Origin of the sequence: Nitrincola sp. A-D6 (assembly GCF_000764495.1) — a bacterium.
Classification (GTDB): Bacteria; Pseudomonadota; Gammaproteobacteria; order Pseudomonadales; family Balneatricaceae; genus Nitrincola.
In genome coordinates this window covers 58,158-78,529 of sequence record NZ_JRLB01000097.1, presented here as the reverse complement: position 1 = coordinate 78,529, position 20,372 = coordinate 58,158, and the positions used below count along the sequence as shown (strand labels likewise).

At 50.5% G+C, this 20,372-nt stretch carries 17 protein-coding genes and 1 pseudogene; 10 read left to right on the top strand and 8 right to left on the bottom strand.

All coding sequences use genetic code 11. From position 1 onward, the window contains the following. Positions 1 to 62: 62 nt before the first annotated feature. The 4 genes and pseudogenes from LH51_RS21615 to LH51_RS15640 all read right to left on the bottom strand — a co-directional run bounded on the left by LH51_RS21615 (position 63) and on the right by LH51_RS15640 (position 4,081). Positions 63 to 1,321 (bottom strand): annotated as a pseudogene (locus LH51_RS21615) (undecaprenyl-phosphate glucose phosphotransferase). 311 nt (positions 1,322 to 1,632) lie between these two features. Then, a complete protein-coding gene (locus LH51_RS15645) occupies positions 1,633 to 2,205 on the bottom strand; it encodes a hypothetical protein (protein ID WP_036523875.1) in 573 nt (190 codons plus the stop codon). Positions 2,206 to 2,234: 29 nt separating this feature from the next. After that, positions 2,235 to 2,522 carry a type I secretion C-terminal target domain-containing protein gene (locus tag LH51_RS20185; RefSeq protein ID WP_081960863.1) on the bottom strand — a complete coding sequence of 96 codons (288 nt, stop codon included), beginning with the start codon at positions 2,520 to 2,522 and terminating at the stop codon, positions 2,235 to 2,237. Further along, on the bottom strand, positions 2,480 to 4,081 hold the full coding sequence (locus tag LH51_RS15640) for a retention module-containing protein (RefSeq protein WP_036523869.1): 1,602 nt from the start codon (positions 4,079 to 4,081) through the stop codon (positions 2,480 to 2,482). Before LH51_RS15640 ends, LH51_RS20185 begins: the two co-directional genes overlap by 43 nt. A gap of 523 nt (positions 4,082 to 4,604) precedes the next feature. Here LH51_RS15640 and LH51_RS23065 point away from each other — a divergent pair. The 9 genes from LH51_RS23065 to LH51_RS15600 all read left to right on the top strand — a co-directional run bounded on the left by LH51_RS23065 (position 4,605) and on the right by LH51_RS15600 (position 15,442). Then, on the top strand, positions 4,605 to 5,564 hold the full coding sequence (locus LH51_RS23065; RefSeq protein WP_036523866.1) for an Rpn family recombination-promoting nuclease/putative transposase: 960 nt from the start codon (positions 4,605 to 4,607) through the stop codon (positions 5,562 to 5,564). A 216-nt stretch (positions 5,565 to 5,780) separates the two neighbouring features. Further along, positions 5,781 to 7,460 (top strand): BTAD domain-containing putative transcriptional regulator, encoded by a 1,680-nt coding sequence (locus LH51_RS15630; RefSeq protein ID WP_144244300.1) that lies wholly within the window; start codon positions 5,781 to 5,783, stop codon positions 7,458 to 7,460. Beyond that, complete coding sequence (locus LH51_RS15625) at positions 7,439 to 9,280, top strand: hypothetical protein (RefSeq protein WP_036523860.1); 1,842 nt, start codon at positions 7,439 to 7,441, stop codon at positions 9,278 to 9,280. The genes LH51_RS15630 and LH51_RS15625 overlap by 22 nt, the downstream gene beginning before the upstream one ends. A 94-nt stretch (positions 9,281 to 9,374) precedes the next feature. Further along, positions 9,375 to 10,217, top strand: a complete 843-nt coding sequence (locus tag LH51_RS20660; RefSeq protein WP_052063848.1) for a TolC family protein — start codon at positions 9,375 to 9,377, stop codon at positions 10,215 to 10,217. Beyond that, positions 10,151 to 10,801: a TolC family protein gene (locus LH51_RS20655; protein WP_144244299.1), complete on the top strand. Its 651-nt coding sequence runs from the start codon at positions 10,151 to 10,153 to the stop codon at positions 10,799 to 10,801. The genes LH51_RS20660 and LH51_RS20655 overlap by 67 nt, the downstream gene beginning before the upstream one ends. Before the next feature lie 82 nt (positions 10,802 to 10,883). Further along, on the top strand, positions 10,884 to 13,019 hold the full coding sequence (locus tag LH51_RS15615) for a type I secretion system permease/ATPase (protein WP_036523859.1): 2,136 nt from the start codon (positions 10,884 to 10,886) through the stop codon (positions 13,017 to 13,019). Beyond that, positions 13,019 to 14,443 (top strand): HlyD family type I secretion periplasmic adaptor subunit, encoded by a 1,425-nt coding sequence (locus tag LH51_RS15610; RefSeq protein ID WP_036523856.1) that lies wholly within the window; start codon positions 13,019 to 13,021, stop codon positions 14,441 to 14,443. The genes LH51_RS15615 and LH51_RS15610 overlap by 1 nt, the downstream gene beginning before the upstream one ends. Then, entirely contained in the window at positions 14,440 to 15,042 is a 603-nt protein-coding gene (locus LH51_RS15605) for a response regulator transcription factor (RefSeq protein WP_036523853.1), read from the top strand. Before LH51_RS15610 ends, LH51_RS15605 begins: the two co-directional genes overlap by 4 nt. Before the next feature lie 46 nt (positions 15,043 to 15,088). After that, a complete protein-coding gene (locus LH51_RS15600) occupies positions 15,089 to 15,442 on the top strand; it encodes a hypothetical protein (RefSeq protein ID WP_036523850.1) in 354 nt (117 codons plus the stop codon). Here the strand turns inward: LH51_RS15600 and LH51_RS15595 are convergent. Then, on the bottom strand, positions 15,429 to 17,354 hold the full coding sequence (locus LH51_RS15595) for a bifunctional diguanylate cyclase/phosphodiesterase (protein WP_036523847.1): 1,926 nt from the start codon (positions 17,352 to 17,354) through the stop codon (positions 15,429 to 15,431). The genes LH51_RS15600 and LH51_RS15595 overlap by 14 nt on opposite strands. A 45-nt stretch (positions 17,355 to 17,399) precedes the next feature. Further along, complete coding sequence (locus tag LH51_RS15590) at positions 17,400 to 18,101, bottom strand: transglutaminase-like cysteine peptidase (RefSeq protein ID WP_036523845.1); 702 nt, start codon at positions 18,099 to 18,101, stop codon at positions 17,400 to 17,402. Between the two features lie 200 nt (positions 18,102 to 18,301). Between LH51_RS15590 and LH51_RS15585 the strand changes: the two genes are divergently transcribed. Continuing rightward, positions 18,302 to 18,610 carry an ArsR/SmtB family transcription factor gene (locus tag LH51_RS15585; protein ID WP_036523843.1) on the top strand — a complete coding sequence of 103 codons (309 nt, stop codon included), beginning with the start codon at positions 18,302 to 18,304 and terminating at the stop codon, positions 18,608 to 18,610. Positions 18,611 to 18,623: 13 nt separating this feature from the next. Here LH51_RS15585 and LH51_RS23060 read toward each other — a convergent pair whose 3' ends face one another. After that, positions 18,624 to 18,980 (bottom strand): GNAT family N-acetyltransferase, encoded by a 357-nt coding sequence (locus LH51_RS23060; RefSeq protein ID WP_327125332.1) that lies wholly within the window; start codon positions 18,978 to 18,980, stop codon positions 18,624 to 18,626. Further along, on the bottom strand, positions 18,971 to 20,335 hold the full coding sequence (locus tag LH51_RS23055; RefSeq protein ID WP_235263780.1) for an acetate--CoA ligase family protein: 1,365 nt from the start codon (positions 20,333 to 20,335) through the stop codon (positions 18,971 to 18,973). Before LH51_RS23055 ends, LH51_RS23060 begins: the two co-directional genes overlap by 10 nt. Between the last annotated feature and the right edge of the window lie 37 nt (positions 20,336 to 20,372).

Genomic DNA, 20,372 nt, shown 5'->3' with positions numbered 1-20,372 from the left:
CAGGGGGCTCCTACAGGGTGACGATATTGTAGGAGCCGGTCTCCGGGCGATCGGGGGGGCTATCAATAGGCGTTTTTGTCTACGAAGCCTTTGAATACGGTGAGGAAGATGATTTTGACATCCAGCCAGATGGACCAGGTACGGATATATTCGAGGTCATAGCGGATACGGCCTTCCATTTTATCCAGGGTGTCGGTTTCACCGCGAAAACCATTGATCTGGGCAAGGCCGGTGATGCCGGGTTTCACTTTATGCCGCAGCATATAGCCGTGTATCTGACTGCGGTAAAACTCATTGTGAGATACGGCATGTGGACGTGGTCCGACGACTGACATAGACCCGCCGATCACATTCAGGAACTGTGGCAGTTCGTCCAGCGAGGTCCGGCGAATAAAAGCACCAAAGGGGGTGATACGGCTGTCATTTTTGGTTGCCTGCTTCACTTCACCGTCACCGGCATCCATTACCCGCATGGAACGAAACTTGAGCACACCGATTTCCTGTCCATTAACACCATAGCGTTTTTGCTTGAACAACACCGGACCCGGTGAGCTGAGCTTTACACCTATGGCGATTATCAGCATTGGAATGGAGATCAATAGCAGAATCATAGTACCAAACAACAGGTCGAGCGCACGTTTACTCATACTATTGATACCGATATGCGGCGACTCAAAGATGCTGATTGCTGGCATACCATTGAGATCAATCCAGCGGGCGCTGAGCAGATCAAAGCTGAATACATCCAGCATCATGTGCACCGAAACTGTAGTATCGGCCAGTTCGTCAAGCAGGGTTTTAATACGCTTTTCTGCACGCAGGGGCAAAGCGATGAAAATCACTTCGATTTCACCTGCCCTGGCCCGCGCGACAAGGTCGGCATGGCCTCCTTCAACTTCATCGGATTGACGCCGCCCTTTCTCAAAGTTGCGGTCATCAAAAAAGCCGACAAAGTTATAGCCAGCCCAGGCATATCTGTGATTTTTTCTTTTACTTCTTTACCTAACTCAGTAGCGCCATACACAGCCACTGCACGGGTATTGTGCCCGGTTTCTCTGACGCTACTCAGGAAGGCCCGGAGAATGGCATGCCAGCATATCAGCTCAATCGGGGTTACCAGAAACCAGGTTAGCAGCAGTTCGCGGTTGTACAGATCGGTAGGCTTGAAGAAAAAATCCACCAGAATGAAGAGCATAACTACAGCAAGCCAGTTACTGGCAACAGAAACTACTTCTGCACCCAGCCCGGCTCCACGCCAGGAACGGTAAGTCAGACTGATTTCAGAAATGAAGTTAAACACCACGATAGCGATCAGCGCCATGGCGTAATAGGACGATATCCACTCAAGTCCGAACAACTCGATAAGACACCAGAGGGTAATAATAATTATGGCGGCATCTGCCAGCCTGGCAAGTGCACTTAGTTTAGATTCGTGGGGTTTAATACTCAGCTTCGCTGCCATACTGCGTTAACCACCTACTCCATCCATGACAATTTGTACGCATTCAAAAGGAGAAAAATATGAACACCCGTTTCAACTCCTTCTTTTTACACGATTTACCCGACCAAAAGCAAGCGACCTGATACCGGAATACGGCATCAGGTCTGATATGATTGAGTTAATCCAATAAATTAGGCAGTCTGAGCCAGGCGTTTCTTACGACGTAGTGCAAGCCCACCCAGCAACACGGAACCGAATAACCAGACAGCAGCGGGAAGTGGTACTTCTGAAACTTCGATGTTGCTCATTGTTAAATTAAAGTTGCGCGATGATCCCAATGGATCTTTAGCATAGCCGCCAAAAACCAATAGTTTGTATGCTATACCTGATTCAACATCTGTAGTCAGACCGGTGAGTTCTCCAGCCAGATCTGGAACAAACCAATTACCCAACTGAGTAGTTATATTGGTTACCGTATTTACAATGCTAACTGTCCACTCATCCAATGAAGTGGCCATATCAAAGCTCAACGTTCCCGTTGCAGATGTAAGCAGATCCAGTTCAATTGCAAACGGCTGAAAAGCATCCAGTCCACCATCTACCAGATTTAGTGTGGCCGTTGTGTCAGTGGTCACAAAGGAAGCCACTGGCACATTGTACTCATCAACACCGGTTGTTGCTGTCGGATTGGAAATCGTCACACTTGCCGCCGATGCTAACGCGGAAACCAGCAATAGAAGCATACCTGTAATTATACGTTTCATTTCAAAAACTCCTTGATGTACTTATATAGTTATTCAACGATCAGGTTGCCGCTGTTAATCAGGGAATCTATGATTTCAGAATCACTACCCCCTAGTGTAGTCAAATCAATATCTTTCAACACGATATTTTGCGTTACCGCACCATCACCCTCATTACTAACGGAGATGACAGAGTCACTACCAATCACACTAACCGAGAGAAAATCAGTTATTTCATCTGAAATTCCGTCAAATGACAGCAGATCGGCCAGATCAATACGGTCAGCTTCAGCATCTACACCATAATCACCCAGGGTGAAATCACCAACGATATCCATGGCCGGAGCAGCTCTGTACCCTGATCACCCAAATCCCAGGCAAAGGTATCTGCTCCCAAACCGCCAAACATTATATCGTTGCCAGCACCCGCATTAATCTGATCATCACCCGCATAGCCGTGAATCAGATCATTTTCAGCCGTACCCGTTAGCACATCATCAGCAGCCGAACCATCCGATATGATGTTGCTGGTCACATCCACGACTATAGCCAGATCACCGCTTACACTTTCAGAAACACCATCCAGTGTGGCCGTAGCCGTTACAGTCAGTGATAAGTCACCGCTGAAGCCTAAGGGTGGTAAAAACTGCAACCCTTCCAGCTCGGCAGGCGTAAAGCTCCATACTCCGCCACCCAGATCACTTCCCGAGCTGAAGGCTGCGCCGGCTGGAACACCTGCGATTTCGATAGTTAAACTTTCACCTGGCAGTGCACTGCTCAGGGATGCATCAATCCCCAACCCCACTGGCTGACCATAATAGTCTGTACCATTGAGTGTAAATGCGGGTTGTGAAACTGCTAGCGCAGAGTCGTGGTCTGTATCGCGACCATTGAGCACCAGCCAGTCAAAGCGGTAAGAGCCATCTTGATCTGCTAAGTAGTTAAACTGACCATTGCCGCTGATTGCCGCCGCCAAGGCTGCAGATGAAGTAATAAGACGCACTTCCTGACTACCATCGGGCTTGGTAATTACCAGTGCGGCCAAGTCATTTTTACCGCTTTCTAAGTGTTCTTTTACACCTTCACCATTATAAAAAGTCCAATCAAACTGAATGCCTGAGCCTGATTGCAAAGAAGCATGTGAAGAGGTCAGCTTGCCATCCCATACGGTGCTTGTGGACAAATCATCCAAAGCACCCGGAGTCAATCCAAGCTCTTGCTCCATCAGAGATTGAGGCAACCCCTGTACGTCAGATGGACGCACACTATCAGGATTATATAACTGATTTTGCTCAAAGCTATCCAGATCAATCATTCCTCTGGCCGTCGTGATCGCTGCAGGCCCTCCCAACAGCATCTGCACAGAGGACAAGGATAACTCTGGTGGTAATACATCAGGCGGCGTATCGTCTTCAGCGAGTAAAGCATCCTGATCCCCAATCGGCGCCTCAAAGGGCTCGACACTCAGTGGCTCAAAGGAGAAAGCCAGCGGATCGACTGATTCAAAAATACGTACTAACTGAACGATGCTGCTACCACCACCATCGGGTGCACCATCAGCACCGGCTGCAGGTGCTTCCAACTCATCCAGCAGATCGCCATCGCCTTCCAGTGCCGCTAATACGGCTTCAACACTCGGATCGGTCAGCTGGTTGTCCTGCGGAGCAGGCTCTGAACTTCCAAGAAGCTGCTCGCTCATCTGAATAGCTTGATTTGGACCAAGCGTGGCTATTTCTCCGTTACCAAAATCCAGTACCACACGACCGCCTTCAGCGGTTACCAGGGTTTCTCCGGCAAAAAGCTCATCGCCCGGCTGCAGAGATCTGAGTGAACCATCCGCCGTCCGTGCAAATACTTCTCCACTTGTCTCTGTTACCACTGCAATAGCTGTTTCCATTTCAGTATCCTTAAATTTTCGGACTGTACTGCTTAACCAGTTAGGTTAGATTTACAGGCTTACTTGTGTATTCTTGCGCTGATGTACAAATGTACATTCGTGCGATTATGCATGGCAGTATAAATGACTTGAACCCTGTGCCTATTGGACCGTAGTACAGATAAGGTTATTGTTTGTGGGGTATTTCTGGTCTGTGGGAGCCCGGTCTGTGGGCGAATGATGTTTTGATTGAGGTTATTCGCTCACAGAGTGAGCTCCTACAGGATAGGGGAGCTCCTACAGGGTAGGAGCCCGGTCTCCGGGCGAATAGGGTTTTGGTTGAAGTTATTCGCTCACAGAGTGAGCTCCTACAAGGTCGGGCTCTTACAAGGGCAGTTTCCTATATAAGGGGCTAAGGAGATCGAGGTCCGAGTAAAAGGCCTCCAGGGATGGATTTATTCCGTGTTTTGAGTGCTGGTAAGTTAGAGCGTACACTGCTTTACGTTTGTACAAGGAAGAACACGCCAATAGAAAGGAGTCTATTATGGCCAAGCATTATGATACGGCTTACAAAGAAGTCTTTAGCTACCCCGAGTTTGTTCAGCAACTGATCGAAGGCTTTATACCCTCAGAAATCGCTAGCATGATGGATTTCACCTCTCTGGAATTGCACAGTGGAAACTACATCACTCCACTGTTCGAAAATAAGTACGAAGATGTTGTCTGGTCCGCTAATGTAACCTGGGAAGGTGTAACGCAACCGGTGTACTTATATATTCTGTTGGAGTTTCAATCATCCAATGACTTCACCATGCCGATTCGCTTGATGCACTATGTGGCCTGTTTCTATGACCACCTGATCAAGAACAAACAGGTGCGACCATCAGAAGGACTACCGCCTATCCTACCAATTGTACTTTATAACGGATCAAAGGACTGGTCAGCCAAGGAAGACATCTTTGAGATGATTTCCCCTGAACCGCCGGAGTTTTTAAAAGCCCATCAACCGCACCTGCGCTACTATTTAGTGAATGAAAAACGCTATACTGAAGAAGAGTTGGGTCTTAAGAGCACACCCTTAAGCGGAATGTTTTCCATTGAGAATGCAGGTAATAGTTTTGAAGACTTGCAACGTGCGGTGGATCGAATTGTGGCCATTATCAAAGCAGATCCTAACAAGGAGCGTATTGATAAGATCGTCACTCGTTGGATCAAGCGCCACTTAAAGTACTTGGGTGCAGAGGTCAACCTAGATAAGCTCAACAGCTTAGTAGAGGACAAAGATATGCTAGCAGAGAATTTAGAGCATTTAGTTCAGAAAGAACGGAGTGCCAGTCGTATGGAAGGTGAGCTGATTGGTATGCAGAAAGGCCGTATGGAAACTAAGCGTGAAACAGCCCTAAACCTCATCAACATGAACATCCTTACAGATGAACAAATTGCTCAGGCATCTGGGCTGACTTTAGCTGACATTATGGCGCTGCGTGCTGACACTGAACACTGAATCTTTAGAGATCGGGTCAGAGTAAAAACCCTCAAATCAACTTCGGTAGCAGTTATTCGCTCACAGAGTGAGCTCCTACAGGGTAGGTGAGCACCTACAGGTAGGAGCCCGGTCTCCGGGCGATGGGTGGTTTTGATCGGGGCTGTTCGCTCGCGGAGCGAGCTCCTACAGAATTGGAGTCTCCTACAACGTTGGGTTTAATTTGGAGTGGTTTTTTTGAATAAACAGGTTAGTCGTCTTTGCTTGCTGGATACACCGATGCTGAAGGGGGCTGCGGGGGATGTGCCTTTGCAGTTACGCTATCGTAAGGCGTTGGGGTTATTGGGTTTTCTGGCGGCGGAGAAAAATCGTAACCACTCACGGGCTTTTATTGCCAGTTTGTTTTGGCCTGATCTGGATGAACCTGCCGCACGGGTGAATTTGCGTCAGGTGTTATCGATTCTTTCGAAGTTGTTTGGCAATACACCCTTTCATTCGGCACTGATAGTGGATCGGCATTTTATTGCGCTTCAGAAGCACGCGTTGCTGCATCTGGATATTACTGACCTGGAAAGCTTACAACGCTTTCCTGCCTCCAACTCAAGCAATCTTGAACATTTGAAGGAAGACAGCCTGCTGACCGGTGAGTTTATGGCGGGTTATTCATTGCCGGGCTGTGAGGAGTTTGAATACTGGCTGGCCGATAAGCGCGCCTATTTCCGCAGTTGCCAGATACGCCTGCTCAATACACTGATTACGCAGGCACAGGCGGACCGGCAGGCTGGCCTGGTGATCAGCTATGCACAGAAAATACAGCAGCTTGATCCGGATAATGAATCATTACTGCGTGAGGTCATGCTGCTGTGTTCTGAAAACGGTCAATCACGCCTGGCTTTGCGCCTGTATGAGAATTTCACCCAACGTATGCAGCGTGAACTGGGTGTATTACCCGACAGCAAGTCACAGTCGCTGTATAACCAACTGACGCAGCAACTGAGTGACCAGCCTGCGCGCACATCGCAACTGGATCAATTCCCGGCCATTGAGAAAATTTCGCCGGTTGTGGTCGTGCATCTGCAGTGGCGCTGCCATTTATCAGATCCAGAAGCGGCGGCACAGCAACTGTTTGATGCCGATCGCTACTCGCGCAAGCTGATCTGTGATGAAATTGGTGCCTTTCATCTGAACAGTGCCGGTCACGGTGCGTTTTTTTATTTCGGTTGGCCTGTGGCACTGGAAGATAATGCCTGGCTGGCGGTTCGCAGCACGATACGCTTAATGCATTACGCCCGCAGCCATGCAGAGATTGATTTACGTGTCGGGGTACATACAGGCACGCTGTTTTCATCACTGAGTACGGCCCTGCCCGATTTACTCGGTAATGTGACCGAGGAAACCAGTTTACTGTGTCAAAGTGCTACCGACGGGCAGATTTTACTCAGCGAACCCTGCTACCGCTTGCTGGAGCGCAAGGTACAGGCACGTAAGGTCACCGAGCGCCGCCGTCGCAATGATGGCAGCTTGTCAGGTGCTTTTTTGCTGGTGGATGAACCTGGCTGGTTTACAGAGTCAGATACTCTGCCACTTCCGGAACAGCAGTCTCTGTGCGAGAGGCTGAGTCAGCAGCGTAATCAGATTGATCAGCAACCGCATCCTCTACTGGTAAATTTGTCCGGGCCAGCAGGCTGTGGCAAGACATTAATTTTGTCGCAATGGCTAAAACAGCAGCGCCAGGCGGGTGATAGAGTATTCAAACTGCGCTGTTACCCTGATCGTCAGCAGCAACCGCTGTTTCCACTGATCAGTTGCTTGCGCCAGCTACTGGGTTTTCAGGCTGATGAAGCATCAAGCCTGACAATCTCAAAGAGCGCTTACACCGACACGGCTGGGATCCGTTGCTGCAACAACCGGTTCTGATTGATCTGATGACCTGCAACACCCACCCCACTGAAGAAAACATTCGACAGGCTTTTGCTGCTATCAGCCAACTACTGCAAGGGCTCACTGGTTCCTGCCTGCTGGTGTGGATTGAAGATGGACACTGGATCGATACAGCGACACTGACGCTGATTGAGCACTTGGCAAATGACTCTTCCTGCCCGCTCATGTTAGTGCTCAGTGCCCGCAAGCTGCCTGACACAGCAACACATCCATTATGGCTGAACCTGGCTCTACCCCGACTTGGCAATGCTTCAGCAACCCGTTTACTCAAGTTTTTTACCCGCAGCAGCCAAAACTGGCGCGCTCCGGACGAGTCCGCCGAGCTGCTGAAACTGACTGATCACAATCCATATTTACTCAAAGTAATGGCTGGTGCGTCTGAAGACAACCGACTGCCCGCTGAAGTCTTGCAGTACTTTAGCTACCGCATTGACCAACTGAATGAGTGGCGTGACAGCGCCTTGCAACTGGCTTTGCAATGGCCGGATATTAAGCCGGATCAAACATTACTCATAGGTCAGACACACAATCTCGCTACGCCGAACGAAACGGTTGAACAGTTAATTACGGCCAACCTGTTGCAATGGCAAAGCAAAACACAGCCAGCTTTCACCCCGCCACTTCTGCAACAGGTGCTGGCTTCATTGAATCCACCAAGCCGCCAGCGCTATGTACACAGAGCACTGGCATTGCAGCTGGAACAGAAGCAACGTGGCAGAAATCCATCTGAGACCAAGGCACGCCTGGCTTACCATTGGCGCGCAGCGGGGGAACTGGAAAAAGCGGCAGACCTTTACTTGCGCTGTGGTCAGAATGCCTTACAGCAACACCGCTATAATGATGCCGCTCACTGCCTGGGTGAAGCTCTGAAACTCGATACTTCTGTGGACTTTTCACTGGAACGGCGCGTTGCTCTGCTGAATGATCTGGCCCAGAGCCGCATTATGGCCTTTGGTTACGGCGATCTGCATGCTTTCAAAGCGGCTTCAGAAGCCTTACAACTGGCGAAACAGATTACCGATGAAACGGCCAGTTTCCGCTCACTGTATCTGCTGTTTTTAGGAATAGGCTCGGTAGATGCCGAACGATCACGTTTGCAGGCTGCGAATCTGTTATATGACCATGCCTACACGCCAGCCCAGTTGACTCTGGCACACTGGGCACTGGCCAACAGCCACTTCTGGCTGGGACACCTGCAGCAGAGTCGCAGCCATGCTGAGCAGTCGCTCATGCTCACACAACAGGTGGACCCTGAAGAACTGAAAAGTTACAGCCATGAGAGCCCCGCCATTCTGGCTATGGGCTTTCTGGCCTGGACCTGGTGTTTTGATGGTCAGCCTGAAGAAGCCAGCCGGTGCTGCGAGCAACTGCTGGCCTTGCCTGCTGAGACCCTGACCCCAAGTAGTCATTGCTATCAGTTATTTTTTGCGGCCTCAACGCTGGCTTACTGTAACAAACCCGCTTATGCGCTTGAAAATGCCAGGGCCTGTCATGAAATTGCAACTCGACTGCAGCATCATTTGTGGTTGTGTGCATCAGAACTGTTGATTCTGAGCCTGAGCGCAACAGCCGATGAACCCGTGCGCAGTGAACAGATCGACTGGTTGATTAATGGTATTCACAGCGCCTATGCCGACGGTTTGCCAATGGCGGTACTGATGGGGGCTGAAGCCTTGATTCGCTCGGATCTCCAGAGCATGGCGCAGGTTTTACTACAGCGTACATTAAACAGCACAATCAAGCAGGAACATTATTTATTATCTGAAACTTTACAGCGTTTGCTACACAGCCTATAAGTTATTGTAGGAACTGATTACTTTTTGCTTACGCTAAGGTGCTATTCTTACCTAAATATAATCATGTTTAATGCTTTAATCATGGGTGAAAGGAATGAAAATAATTAAGGCTCCACGCACACTACTGGCTTGTCTGATCTCAGGCAGCTGCCTTTTATCTGTCTCTGCTTACGCTCAAATGGACAGCACAACTGTCGCTGACATAGCTCGCAAGGCGATCGAAACCAATCCTGAAGTGCAGGCCAACTGGCACGCTTTCATGGCTTCCGGGCATGACACCGAGTTTGCCAGCGGCGGTTACCGCCCTGTCGTCGACTTCACTGCCGGCTATGGCCATGAGTATCGGGACTGGGAAAACTACACTGGAAAAGATGAGTTTTCAGGTGCCGCCGCTGAAATCACCCTGACGCAGATGCTCTATGATGGCTTCAGAACCCGAAATGAGGTTCAGCGGTTTGAGAGTGCCCAATTGGTACGCTACTTTGAACTGCTTGATAGCGTTGAAAATACGGCGCTAGGGGCCGTGAATGCCTATGAAGACGTGATGCGTTACCGTGAACTTGTAGCGCTGGCTGAAGAAAACTATGAAGAACACATTACCGTGTTTGACCGGATTGAAGAAAGTGCTCAAGCGGGTGTTGCACGTCGGGCCGATCTGGAACAGATCTCCGGTCGCTTGTCTCTGGCTGAAGCCAACCTGCTGACAGAAATGTCCAACCTTCATGATGTCAGCGCACGCTATCTGCGTATTGTTGGTGAACTGCCCGCTGATAACCTTCTGCCAGCCAATCTTAATGATTCCGGCATTCCTGCCGATGTACGTGAAGCGCTGCAACTGGCTTATCAGGCAACCCGGCTTTTCACGCAGCAATCCGTAATATTCATTCACAGGAAGCGGCTGTTGAACGTAACCGCTCTGAATTCCGTCCACGCCTGAATTTGACCGCACGTTACGGTACTCAGGAGTATGATGACCAAGGCTTTGATAACCGTCGCAGTGATGGTCGAATTGCGCTGGAGTTCCGATACAACCTGTATAATGGGGGTCGTGACCAGGCTTCATTGCAACGTGCTTACGAAGAAGTGAATATAGCCAAAAATGAACGCGACAAAGCCTGCGTTGATCTACGTCAAACACTTCAGATTGCTATAAATGATGTGCGTAAACTGGATGAGCAATTGCCAGTCCTTAACCAGCACCGCATCTCCTCTGACCGTGTCAGAACCGCTTACAAGGATCAGTTCGATATCGGTGACCGCACACTGTTGGATGTACTGGATTCCGAGAATGAATATTTTCAGGCCAGCCGCGCTTACACCAACGCGGTCTATGATCGCAGTATTGCTGCCGCTCGCACACTAACAACGATGGGTGAGCTTTTACCCGCACTGGATGTTGTACGTGACGGACTTCCAACTCTGTCTGATCTGGGTGCAGAAAGCTTTACAGTTGATGCTGACAGCGCCTGTCCGGACCTGGATGTAAACAGCAGTATGGCGCAAAGCCGGGTACTGCGCTAATTGAAAGGGCTGGCTTTGCCAGGCTCTGATACCTACGGACCTGACTTTCAGGTCCGTCTTTTCACCTGAATTGAGACACTGTATGTCTGTGTTTACTGAAACCCCTGGCGGTGCATTACTAGGCTGCTTGCTTATTCTGTCACGGTTTCACGATTCTCCGGTTTCTGCTGAAACAGCTATTGCGGGTCTGCCGCTGGTCAATGGGATTCTGACACCTTCGGTTTTTGGACGTGCTGCCAAGCGTGCTGGTCTTGCCAGTCGTATCAGCAGCGCCCGACTGGATCAGCTCAATGACAATCTGCTTCCCGCTATTTTGCTATTGAACCATGACAAAGCCTGTGTCGTTAACCGAGTCGATCATGCGCAACAAACCGCTGAAGTCATCTATCCGGAACTGAGCGAAACTGTGGTTGCCGTACCGCTGAGTGAAATTCAGTCGCAGTTTTCCGGTCAGGTAATCTACGCACGACCGGAGTTCCGCTTCGATAACCGGGCACCGGAAATCAAAAAACTACGTGACCGCCACTGGTTTTGGGGTGTGATTGCGGAGAACCGCCGACTCTACCGCGATGTATTGCTGGCAGCGGTGATGATCAACTGTTTTGCTGTCGCCATGCCGCTGTTTGTCATGAATGTGTATGACCGGGTTGTCCCTAATCATGCGACCGATACCCTGTGGGTGCTCGCTGTGGGGGTGTTTGTGGTGCTGTCTGCCGACCTGGTGCTGCGTTTGATGCGTAGCTGGTTTGTGGATTTGGGTGCCAGCCGCGCCGATGTCAAACTGTCATCGGCGATTATGGAGCGGGTACTGGGTATGAAAATGGCCAATCGTCCGGCTTCCGCTGGATCCTTTGCTGCCAACATTCAGTCTTTCGAATCGGTGCGCAGCTTTATTGGTTCAATAACAGTCGTAGCACTGGTTGATCTGCCCTTTGTGCTCCTGTTTGCAACCGTGATTGCCATTATCGGCTGGCCTCTGGTACTACCCATTATTGCCGGTGCCCTGCTGGTTCTGATTTACGCTTTAAGCGCCCAGTCCAAGATGCACAGCCTGTCTGAAACCTCCATGCGTGCAGGCGCAATGCGCAACTCCACACTGATTGAAAGCCTGTCTAACCTGGAAACACTGAAAAGCTTTGGGGCTGAAAGTAAAATTCAGTCCATTTGGGAAAAAACCACCATTTTCCTGACACGTACAGCGGCACAAATGCGCCTGATCTCGGCTTCTATCACCAACGGAGCACAGTGGACACAACACAGTGTGGCGGTTGCCATTATCATCATTGGTGTGTACATGATTATTGAGGGTAACCTGACTCAGGGTGGATTGATTGCGGCTTATTTGCTGTCGTCACGTGCGATGGCCCCCATCAGCCAGGCGGCCGGATTGCTGGCTCAGTACCACCATTCGGCAACTGCCATGCAGTCTCTGAACGAAATCATGGATCGGCCAGTCGAGCGTCCGGAGAACAAAAACTGGATCAGCCGCCCCGCCCTGCAGGGTGAAATCGAGTTCAAACGTGTGTGTTTTCGCTATCCGGATGATGAGCGTCAGGCACTTACCGATGTCAGCTTTAAAATAAAAGCCGGTGAACATGTGGCTGTTCTGGGGCGCAACGGTTCGGGTAAAAGTACCCTGGAAAAGTTAATCCTGGGCCTGTATGAGCCTGAATCAGGTGCCATTCTTATTGATGGCGTGGATATCCGCCAGATTGATCCGTCAGAACTGCGTCGCCAGATAGGGTATGTACCCCAGGATGTATCCATGTTCTTTGGGACCTTGAAAGACAATATCATTACGGCTGCTCCTCAGGCGGAAGATCATCAGATTCTGCGTGCGGCGACACTGAGCGGCCTGGCGCCCTTCATTAATTCACATCCGGCTGGCTTTGATATGCAGGTAGGTGAGCGTGGTCAGTTGCTTTCAGGAGGCCAGCGCCAGTCGGTTGCTATCGCCCGCGCGCTGATTAATGATCCGCCTTTACTGCTGCTGGATGAGCCCACCGGCTCGCTGGATCATTCCAGTGAAGAAACTATTAAGCAGAACCTGTCACGCTATGCCAGAGGTAAAACTTTGCTGGTAATCACCCACCGTAATTCATTGTTGGCACTGGCTGACCGGCTACTGGTCATCGATGCGGGCAAGGTTGTTGCTGATGGTCCCAAAGCCGAGGTTATGGAAGCGCTCAAGCAGGGCCGTGTGGGGAGCGCCAACTAATGACAGCACAGAAAACAACACTGGAACAGCAGGGCTTTGACAAGGTCGGGCAAATAAGCCAGGCCGTTGGTCAGCGTGGCTCACCCATGATGGATCGCATTTTTGGCCGTTGGTTAGGCAATCCGGCCGATAAAGACTGGGTTGTTGATGCGGAATGGGGACGTATTCAGCAGGAGCCGGTACATGCCCGCCGCCTCCTGTATATCATGGCACTCGCATTGCTGGTACTGCTGATCTGGTCGGCCTACGCCCCACTGGATGAAGTCGCCCGCGGGGATGGCCGCGTTATCCCTTCGCAGCAATTACAGGTTGTGCAGTCGATGGATGGCGGTATCGTCGAAGAGATACTGGTGCGTGAAGGCCAGATCGTTAACCCCGGTGATCTGTTACTGAAAATTGACCCTACCCGTGCGGTGTCCAACCTGAGAGAAAGTCGTGCACAGTTCCTGGCCCTGCGAGCCGAAGTTATGCGGCTGCAAGCACTGATCGGCAATCTCGATGAGCCTGATTTTCCGGTTGATCTGGTATTGGAAGCGCCGGATATTGTAGCGCATGAGCGTAATACTTTTTTTAGTAACCGCGAAGAGTTGAAAGAACAGATTTCCATCTATCAGAGTCAGCTGGAACAGCGTGAGCAGGAACTGCGTGAAGCCAATGCAGCGCGTTCCCAACATGCCAGCAGCCTGTCCTTAAGCTCGCGGGAACTGCAGGTAACCCGCCCCCTGCTGCAGTCCGGCGCTGTATCGGATGTAGATATTATTCGTTTGGAGCGTGAAGTCTCCAATGCACGTGGTGAGCTGAACCGGGCAGAAGCGGTAATCAGCCGTAATCAGGCCGCAATTGAAGAAGCACAAAACAAAATTCGTGAAGTAGAACTCACCGTGCGTAACCGCTGGAATTCGCAGTTATCCGAATCACGCGCACGCCTTAATGCGCTGACCCAGGCAGAATCAGGCCTGGAAGATATAGTCAAGCAGACCGAAATTCGCGCACCCGTTCGCGGTACAGTGCAACGCCTGTTCACCAATACGGTGGGTGGTGTAGTCACACCAGGGCGCGAAGTGCTGGAAATCATTCCACTGGATGATCAACTGATCATTGAAGCGCGCATTCCTCCCAAGGATATCGCCTTTATTCGCCCCGGACAGCAGGCAATGATCAAGTTTACGGCCTATGATTTTGCTGTTTATGGTGGCCTGGATGCTGAAGTGGAGCATATTAGCGCCGATACCATTACCGATGAGCAGGATAACACCTACTACCTGGTCAGACTGCGCACCTATGAATCGGGTTTTGATAACAGTCTGACCATTATTCCGGGGATGATAACCCAGGTGGATATACTCACCGGTAAGAAAACCGTACTGGAATATCTACTAAAACCTGTTCTTAGAGCAACATCTCAGGCAATGAGTGAACGATGAACCATAAAAATCTGTTTCTAACGGACGAAGCCTTTGTCAGCCCACGCTGGCAGGCTGCCTTTCCAGATGCCCATGTACAAGCCAATATCTCGCTGCCTCCTGCAGCAGATGCTGACACACTGGTATGGATTGTGGCGGCCAGTCGCAACTGGCTGGATCTGGTGTCCTTCTATGCTCAAAGTGGTTGCAAGGTTATCGTCCTGACCCGGCTGGAAAACACCGAGGAATTGCGCAGCGCACTGGAAGCCGGCGCACGTGGCTATACTGATGCTCTCGCCAATATAGCCACGCTGCAGCAGGTAGCCCTGAGTGTAAATCAGGGCGCCATGTGGCTGCCTTCAGCATTGGTTACGCGCATGATTGGCATTCTTTCCGATGTGTTAAAGCAACAGCAAAGCACTGAGGTTGATCTGAGCATTCTCACCGAGCGAGAGAAAGAAGTGGCACAGGCGGTGGTAACCGGCGCCAGCAACAAGGAAATAGCACGTCAGCTGGATATCACTGAGCGTACCGTTAAAGCACATCTCAGCGCCATTTTTCAAAAGCTGGAAGTGCGTGATCGCATGCATCTGATGCTGGTTGTACGTGGCCACTCATAGCTACTGTGCTATATTCAGATGATAAACGTCAGGGAGTCTCAGTTGCATGTATATCAAGCGTAACAACAAGGGTAAAATTATGGGGGTCAGTGAAACTCACTCCGACGCCTTTCCTGAAGTCGCCGATGAGCATTCAGAAGAGTTCCTGAGTTACGTAAAGTGCGAAGCCTGCAAAGCCACTGTAACGGCTTCAGCACTGGAAAGCACCGACACGGAGCTGGTCAGGGTACTGGAAGATGTCATTGACCTGCTCACTCACAAAGGCCTGATTCAGTTCACTGACCTGCCCAAAGCCGCACAGCAAAAACTGCTGACACGTCAGACCTTACGTGAAAATCATCGCAGCCTTAACCTGATCAGCGATGAAGATGAAGACGACGATACGCTCAGGTTTCTTTAATCCCGGGCCCTGTATAACCATCCATACCCATCTCCTGCAATAACGGTGTCTGTGACGCCTCTTTGACGCCCTCAGCTATGACTAACAGGCCAATAGAGTGACCCAGCGTAGCCAATCCACGCAGGAAATTCTGGTTGCTGTTATTACCTTCCAGTTCACTGATAAAGGCGTTATCCACCTTAATATAATCCAGCCCCAGTTCCTGCAGGTTATTGATACGGGCAAAATCAGCCCCGGCTCTTTCCAGACCCACACGACAGCCCAGCGGCTTGATCTGGCGGCAGAACTCTCTGAACACCTGTGGATGCTGTACAACACAACGTTCACTGACTTCGAAGCAGAGCAGCTGAGCCTGTTTCGGGTTACCACTCAGTTGATCACAGAGACGGTTAACAGCAACCAGATCACTCAACGTTTCGGAGGATAAATTAATCGCCGTGTCAGGTGCATCTTGCATCTGACGCAACTGGTTCAGCACATGCGTGACCATTGCCACATCCAGCTCCGGCAACATGCCCAGACGCCGCGCCCAGGGAATAAAGTAACCAGCTGAGTGAATCTCTCCCTGCAGCTCCAGGCGCATCATGGCCTCCTGATGCAGCAAGCTGCCATCACTCGCCAACACCGGATAAGACTCAGCTCTGACACGATCCCGAAACAGCGCTTCTGTCAGCACCATACGCCACTCATCTGCTGTATGAAAACGCGTCGTATTCTGATGCGCCAGCGATATTTCGGTACAGGTGATTTCTCTTTGTTCAGCATGAGCAAGCAGTGTATCCAGCTTCATCATCAGGTCGGCGCGGCCATCACCAGGTGAGAAATAGGCAGCGGCCAGGGGGAGTTGTGGAACCGGGTCATAATTAGCCGACAGCGTTAGCAACTTATGCAGCAACACCTCGCTGATACTACTCAGGTCAAGCGCATCGGTGAGTAACAGCGCAAAGTCACTGCCATTCAGGCGTCCAACATCGGCCTGGGTAAAATTATCGGCTATATCATCGGTAAACTGCTGGATGGCTTGTGCGACATCTTTGAGCAAGGCATCCGTTTGTTTGTGGCCCAGTTTCTGATTAAGACTGGCCAGATGACACACGCGAATCAACAACACGGCATGCTGGCTGTCAGTATCGACACTGCTAAGTTTGGTATCCAGCTGACTCAGAAAATATGCACGGTTTGCCAGCCCGGTGAGTTCATCATGCTGGTTTTTGTGACGCATCTCTTCAAGGCGCTTACGCTCGCTGTCGAGCATGTGACGGATGCGTTCAGACAGAATATTCATCGCCTTGACCACACGACCGAACTCCAGGGTGCGAGGCTCTTTCGACTGGATGAAGCGCCGCCCACCTATAGCTTCGGCCTGATTAACCACATCATCCAGCGGACGTGTAATCAGCTTCAGGATCAGCGTGCCCAAACCACCCGCCACCAAGGCAACCAGCAAAAACCACACCAGCAGATCCCGGGTAGTCGCCCAAAGGGCCTGATAGGCAAAGCGCTTGTGACTTTCCACGTAGAGAGTTCCATACTGGAACCAGCCATCCTGTACCTGTGCAACACCCGGTTCTATATCCAGCGCGGCAAGGTTTTTGAACCATTCAGGTACGCCGGTAGCATCCTCGCCTTCGTATACTTTACGCTGCAGGGCCTCTCCCTGTGGATCAAGCAATTCAATACGCTGGTAATGACCCGTATCAAACTGCGCAGCAATCAGCAGCTCCAGGGTGACCGGATCTTTTTCAATCTGCGACAGTGTCAGTGCCAGGGAACCGGCATTATCAATATTTTTCAGCAACAACTGTTCTTCAAAATAGGCTTTTGCTTTGTAAGTGCTGATACTGAAGCTGCTAATGAAAGCAATTGCCATCATTAGCACCACCGCTATCCACAATTGACGTATCAGAGACATGACCATACTCCCCTTTCACAAACCTATGGCGGTGTTTTGCAGCATTCATTGAAAACTCACCCCTTCCTGCTGAATTTTATCTAATAGGTTACGCCAGCGTGACAGACGTGCTGTTGAACTGGCTGCCGGAGAGGTTGCCCCGCCGGCCCACAAACCTTCACTATTGAAACTGAACACAGGTGAGAGGTCACTGCGCTCTGATGCTGGACGAATATTCGTTATCAGGCTGTCCAGGATAATAGGTTCTGATGTCGGTGTAGCGTAATAGCCCAGAACCATGTGTGCCTGGGTGATACTACTACGCGGCCCTCCCATTCGGGCATTAACATAGATCAGCCTTAAGCGATCATCACTGATACCCGCTTGCCTCAGGCTGACATACTGAAGGATAGCGTAATCTTCACAATCTCCCAGGCCCTTCCCCAGCGTTTCCAGTGGTGAGGCCCAATAGTCTTCTACGCCATACAATCTTTGATCTGTTCGATAACGCACATACTGATGCACAAATTGGTTTACAATATCCAGCTTGTGCCGCTCGGTTTCAGCCTGTGCAGCCTGCCTGAGCATGGCTTCCCAGTTGCGTGACACCTGCGAGCGCGGTGAACCAAAACGACTGTCTATCAAACGGTGAAAGCGATCAAAATCTATGCTTGCCCGGCTAAAAAGGCCACTGCTAAGAGCCAGACTGACAAGCAGCACCGGAATAATCAGCAGTTGGTGTACCGGCCGGGCCAGTCTCTTTAGCATGAGGCTCTATCCATTATCAGGCAGAATATTGTATGGACATCTTCTGCTAGAGTACTATCGTAATAACATCACAGTATAATACAGGCTTTTGTCTAAGCGCTGAATTTCTGTAGAATAGTCGTACGATAACAAAAATCATTACACTTGGGGTGATTGAATTGAATGCTGCAACGATATCTGAGGATTCTCAGGAATCCCTCATGCCGCCAGACAGTCTGGCGTTGATGAAACAAAATGCGGCTGAAGCCGCACGCCTGATGAAGGCGCTGGGTAATGATAGCCGATTACTTATCCTGTGCTATCTGGGAAACCGTGAACTCTCGGTAACCGAGTTGAACAGCTTTCTGGACCTGAGCCAGTCAGCGCTGTCTCAACACCTTGCGCTGTTACGTCGTGATGGCCTGGTTAAAACCCGCCGTGAGTCACAGACAATTTATTACTCGCTGCAGGGTGATAAAGCCAAGCGTTTGATAGGCACCCTGCATGACATTTTCTGCCCGACACTCTGAAATGTTCGGGCAGTCAGTGCTGTAAACGCAATATTTGCCAGTCTTCTGTGGGCTCATGCAGCATCATTTTCATATCGATGACATCTTCTTCAACATTGTAACTGTTGCGGAAGCCCAGCTTCCGTGCCAGCGCCTGCATGCCTTTGTTAGACGGCAGGGTTGAGCCCATAATCATCAGAGTGCCGCGATCACGGCAGTACTGGATAATTTTCTGCATCAGAACCACTCCCAGCCCCTCTCCCTGAAGGTCATCACGTACTACCACGGAAAACTCAGCGCGGATGTTATCGGCATCCGTTACTGCTCTGGCAACACCCAGGGTTTCAAAACCACTGGCATCTTGTTTGGGTGCCGTCACGATCAAGGCCATTTCCCGGTCGTAGTCAATTTGCGTCCAGTTTGCCAACTCTTGATGGGTGGGCACGCCACGGCTATAAAAATAGCGCAGACGAATGGATTCGGGAGAAAGTTTGTTATAAAACTCCAGGTGCGCGGTTCATCTTCACCACGGATCGCTCTAAGTATCGCTGCACGGCCAGATTTTTTCAGGCGGATCTGTTCAGTCAGATGCTCCGGATAGGGAGACACAGACAGGTTGGCCGGTTCACCGAGTGAAACACTCACATCCACAGCAAGCAGACCGCGTTTATTCAGCAATAACGGATTAATTTCCAGTGCTTTGAGCTGCTTAAGCTCAACCGCCATCTGCCCCAGTTTGATCAGCAGATCACAGAGATTCTTTAAATCACGCTCAGGCCAATCACTGTTTTCAGCCACTATACCGTAAACACGTGACTGTTTAATCAGCTGTTCAGCCAACGCTGAGTTCATGGGTGGCAGCATTAACGAGCGATCAGCCAGGGTATCGGCGGTGTAGCCCCCTATGCCGAAAATAACCAGGGGACCAAATACCGGATCACGGGTAATACCCAGATTGATCTGCAGGGATTGAAAACCGCGCTTCATCTGCTGTACGGCAAATCCCATCTGCTGCTCAGGCGCATAACGCTCACTGACACGATAAGCTAACTTGGTGGTTGAGTGACGTACTTCCTGCATGGAATACAGGTCCAGCGCCAGGTCGCGCCAGCGCAGGTTGCGACTGCCATCACGCTCATAGCTGAAGGGATAGACATTACCCTGATGCAAAGCTCTGACAGCAACCGATCCACCCAACTGACTAGCGATATCAACAATTTGATCTATATCTTCGGCATAGTGGGTGTTGGAGGTGGGAATTTCGTACAGATCCAGCAAGTCACAGGCTTCCGGATGTGTCAGATAATCGCGTCCTTCATCGATAACGCTCTGAATCAGTTGCTTGGCTTTATTGCGGTTAGGCTCATTATCGATACGGTAAGGCGCCGGTGTCTGACGCATCACTTTCTGGTTACGGTGATACTCCACCATGAACATAAACGCATCAATCGCCTCTTCCGGATTTAAAAAGGTAGTTATGCCAGACGCATTGCAGCGATTGCGTGCAGCAATGGCGGATTCCCGACCCATCCAGCAGGTGAGCACATTACGCGGGGTTTTCTTGGCAATTTTGATCACCGCATCGGCGGTCTCGACGCTCGGCGCCATACGTGTGGGGGCGTGAATCGACAATACCGCATCCACATTCGGATCTTTGGTTAAACGGGTGATAACTTCAGCATAGCGCTCTGGTGTGGCATCGGCGTTAATGTCTACCGGGTTACGCCCATTCCAGTGCGCAGGCAAAAACTCGGCTAAACCAGCAACCGTTTCTTCAGTCAGC

What these genes read in the sequence shown, in the direction of transcription:
- LH51_RS15645 (WP_036523875.1), bottom strand. Translation starts at nt 2,205, where the DNA reads ATGAAACGTATAATTACAGGTATGCTTCTATTGCTGGTTTCCGCGTTA.
- LH51_RS20185 (WP_081960863.1), bottom strand. Translation starts at nt 2,522, where the DNA reads ATGGATATCGTTGGTGATTTCACCCTGGGTGATTATGGTGTAGATGCT.
- LH51_RS15640 (WP_036523869.1), bottom strand. Translation starts at nt 4,081, where the DNA reads ATGGAAACAGCTATTGCAGTGGTAACAGAGACAAGTGGAGAAGTATTT.
- LH51_RS23065 (WP_036523866.1), top strand. Translation starts at nt 4,605, where the DNA reads ATGGCCAAGCATTATGATACGGCTTACAAAGAAGTCTTTAGCTACCCC.
- LH51_RS20660 (WP_052063848.1), top strand. Translation starts at nt 9,375, where the DNA reads ATGAAAATAATTAAGGCTCCACGCACACTACTGGCTTGTCTGATCTCA.
- LH51_RS15615 (WP_036523859.1), top strand. Translation starts at nt 10,884, where the DNA reads ATGTCTGTGTTTACTGAAACCCCTGGCGGTGCATTACTAGGCTGCTTG.
- LH51_RS15610 (WP_036523856.1), top strand. Translation starts at nt 13,019, where the DNA reads ATGACAGCACAGAAAACAACACTGGAACAGCAGGGCTTTGACAAGGTC.
- LH51_RS15605 (WP_036523853.1), top strand. Translation starts at nt 14,440, where the DNA reads ATGAACCATAAAAATCTGTTTCTAACGGACGAAGCCTTTGTCAGCCCA.
- LH51_RS15600 (WP_036523850.1), top strand. Translation starts at nt 15,089, where the DNA reads ATGTATATCAAGCGTAACAACAAGGGTAAAATTATGGGGGTCAGTGAA.
- LH51_RS15595 (WP_036523847.1), bottom strand. Translation starts at nt 17,354, where the DNA reads ATGTCTCTGATACGTCAATTGTGGATAGCGGTGGTGCTAATGATGGCA.
- LH51_RS15590 (WP_036523845.1), bottom strand. Translation starts at nt 18,101, where the DNA reads ATGCTAAAGAGACTGGCCCGGCCGGTACACCAACTGCTGATTATTCCG.
- LH51_RS15585 (WP_036523843.1), top strand. Translation starts at nt 18,302, where the DNA reads ATGCCGCCAGACAGTCTGGCGTTGATGAAACAAAATGCGGCTGAAGCC.
- LH51_RS23060 (WP_327125332.1), bottom strand. Translation starts at nt 18,980, where the DNA reads ATGGCCTTGATCGTGACGGCACCCAAACAAGATGCCAGTGGTTTTGAA.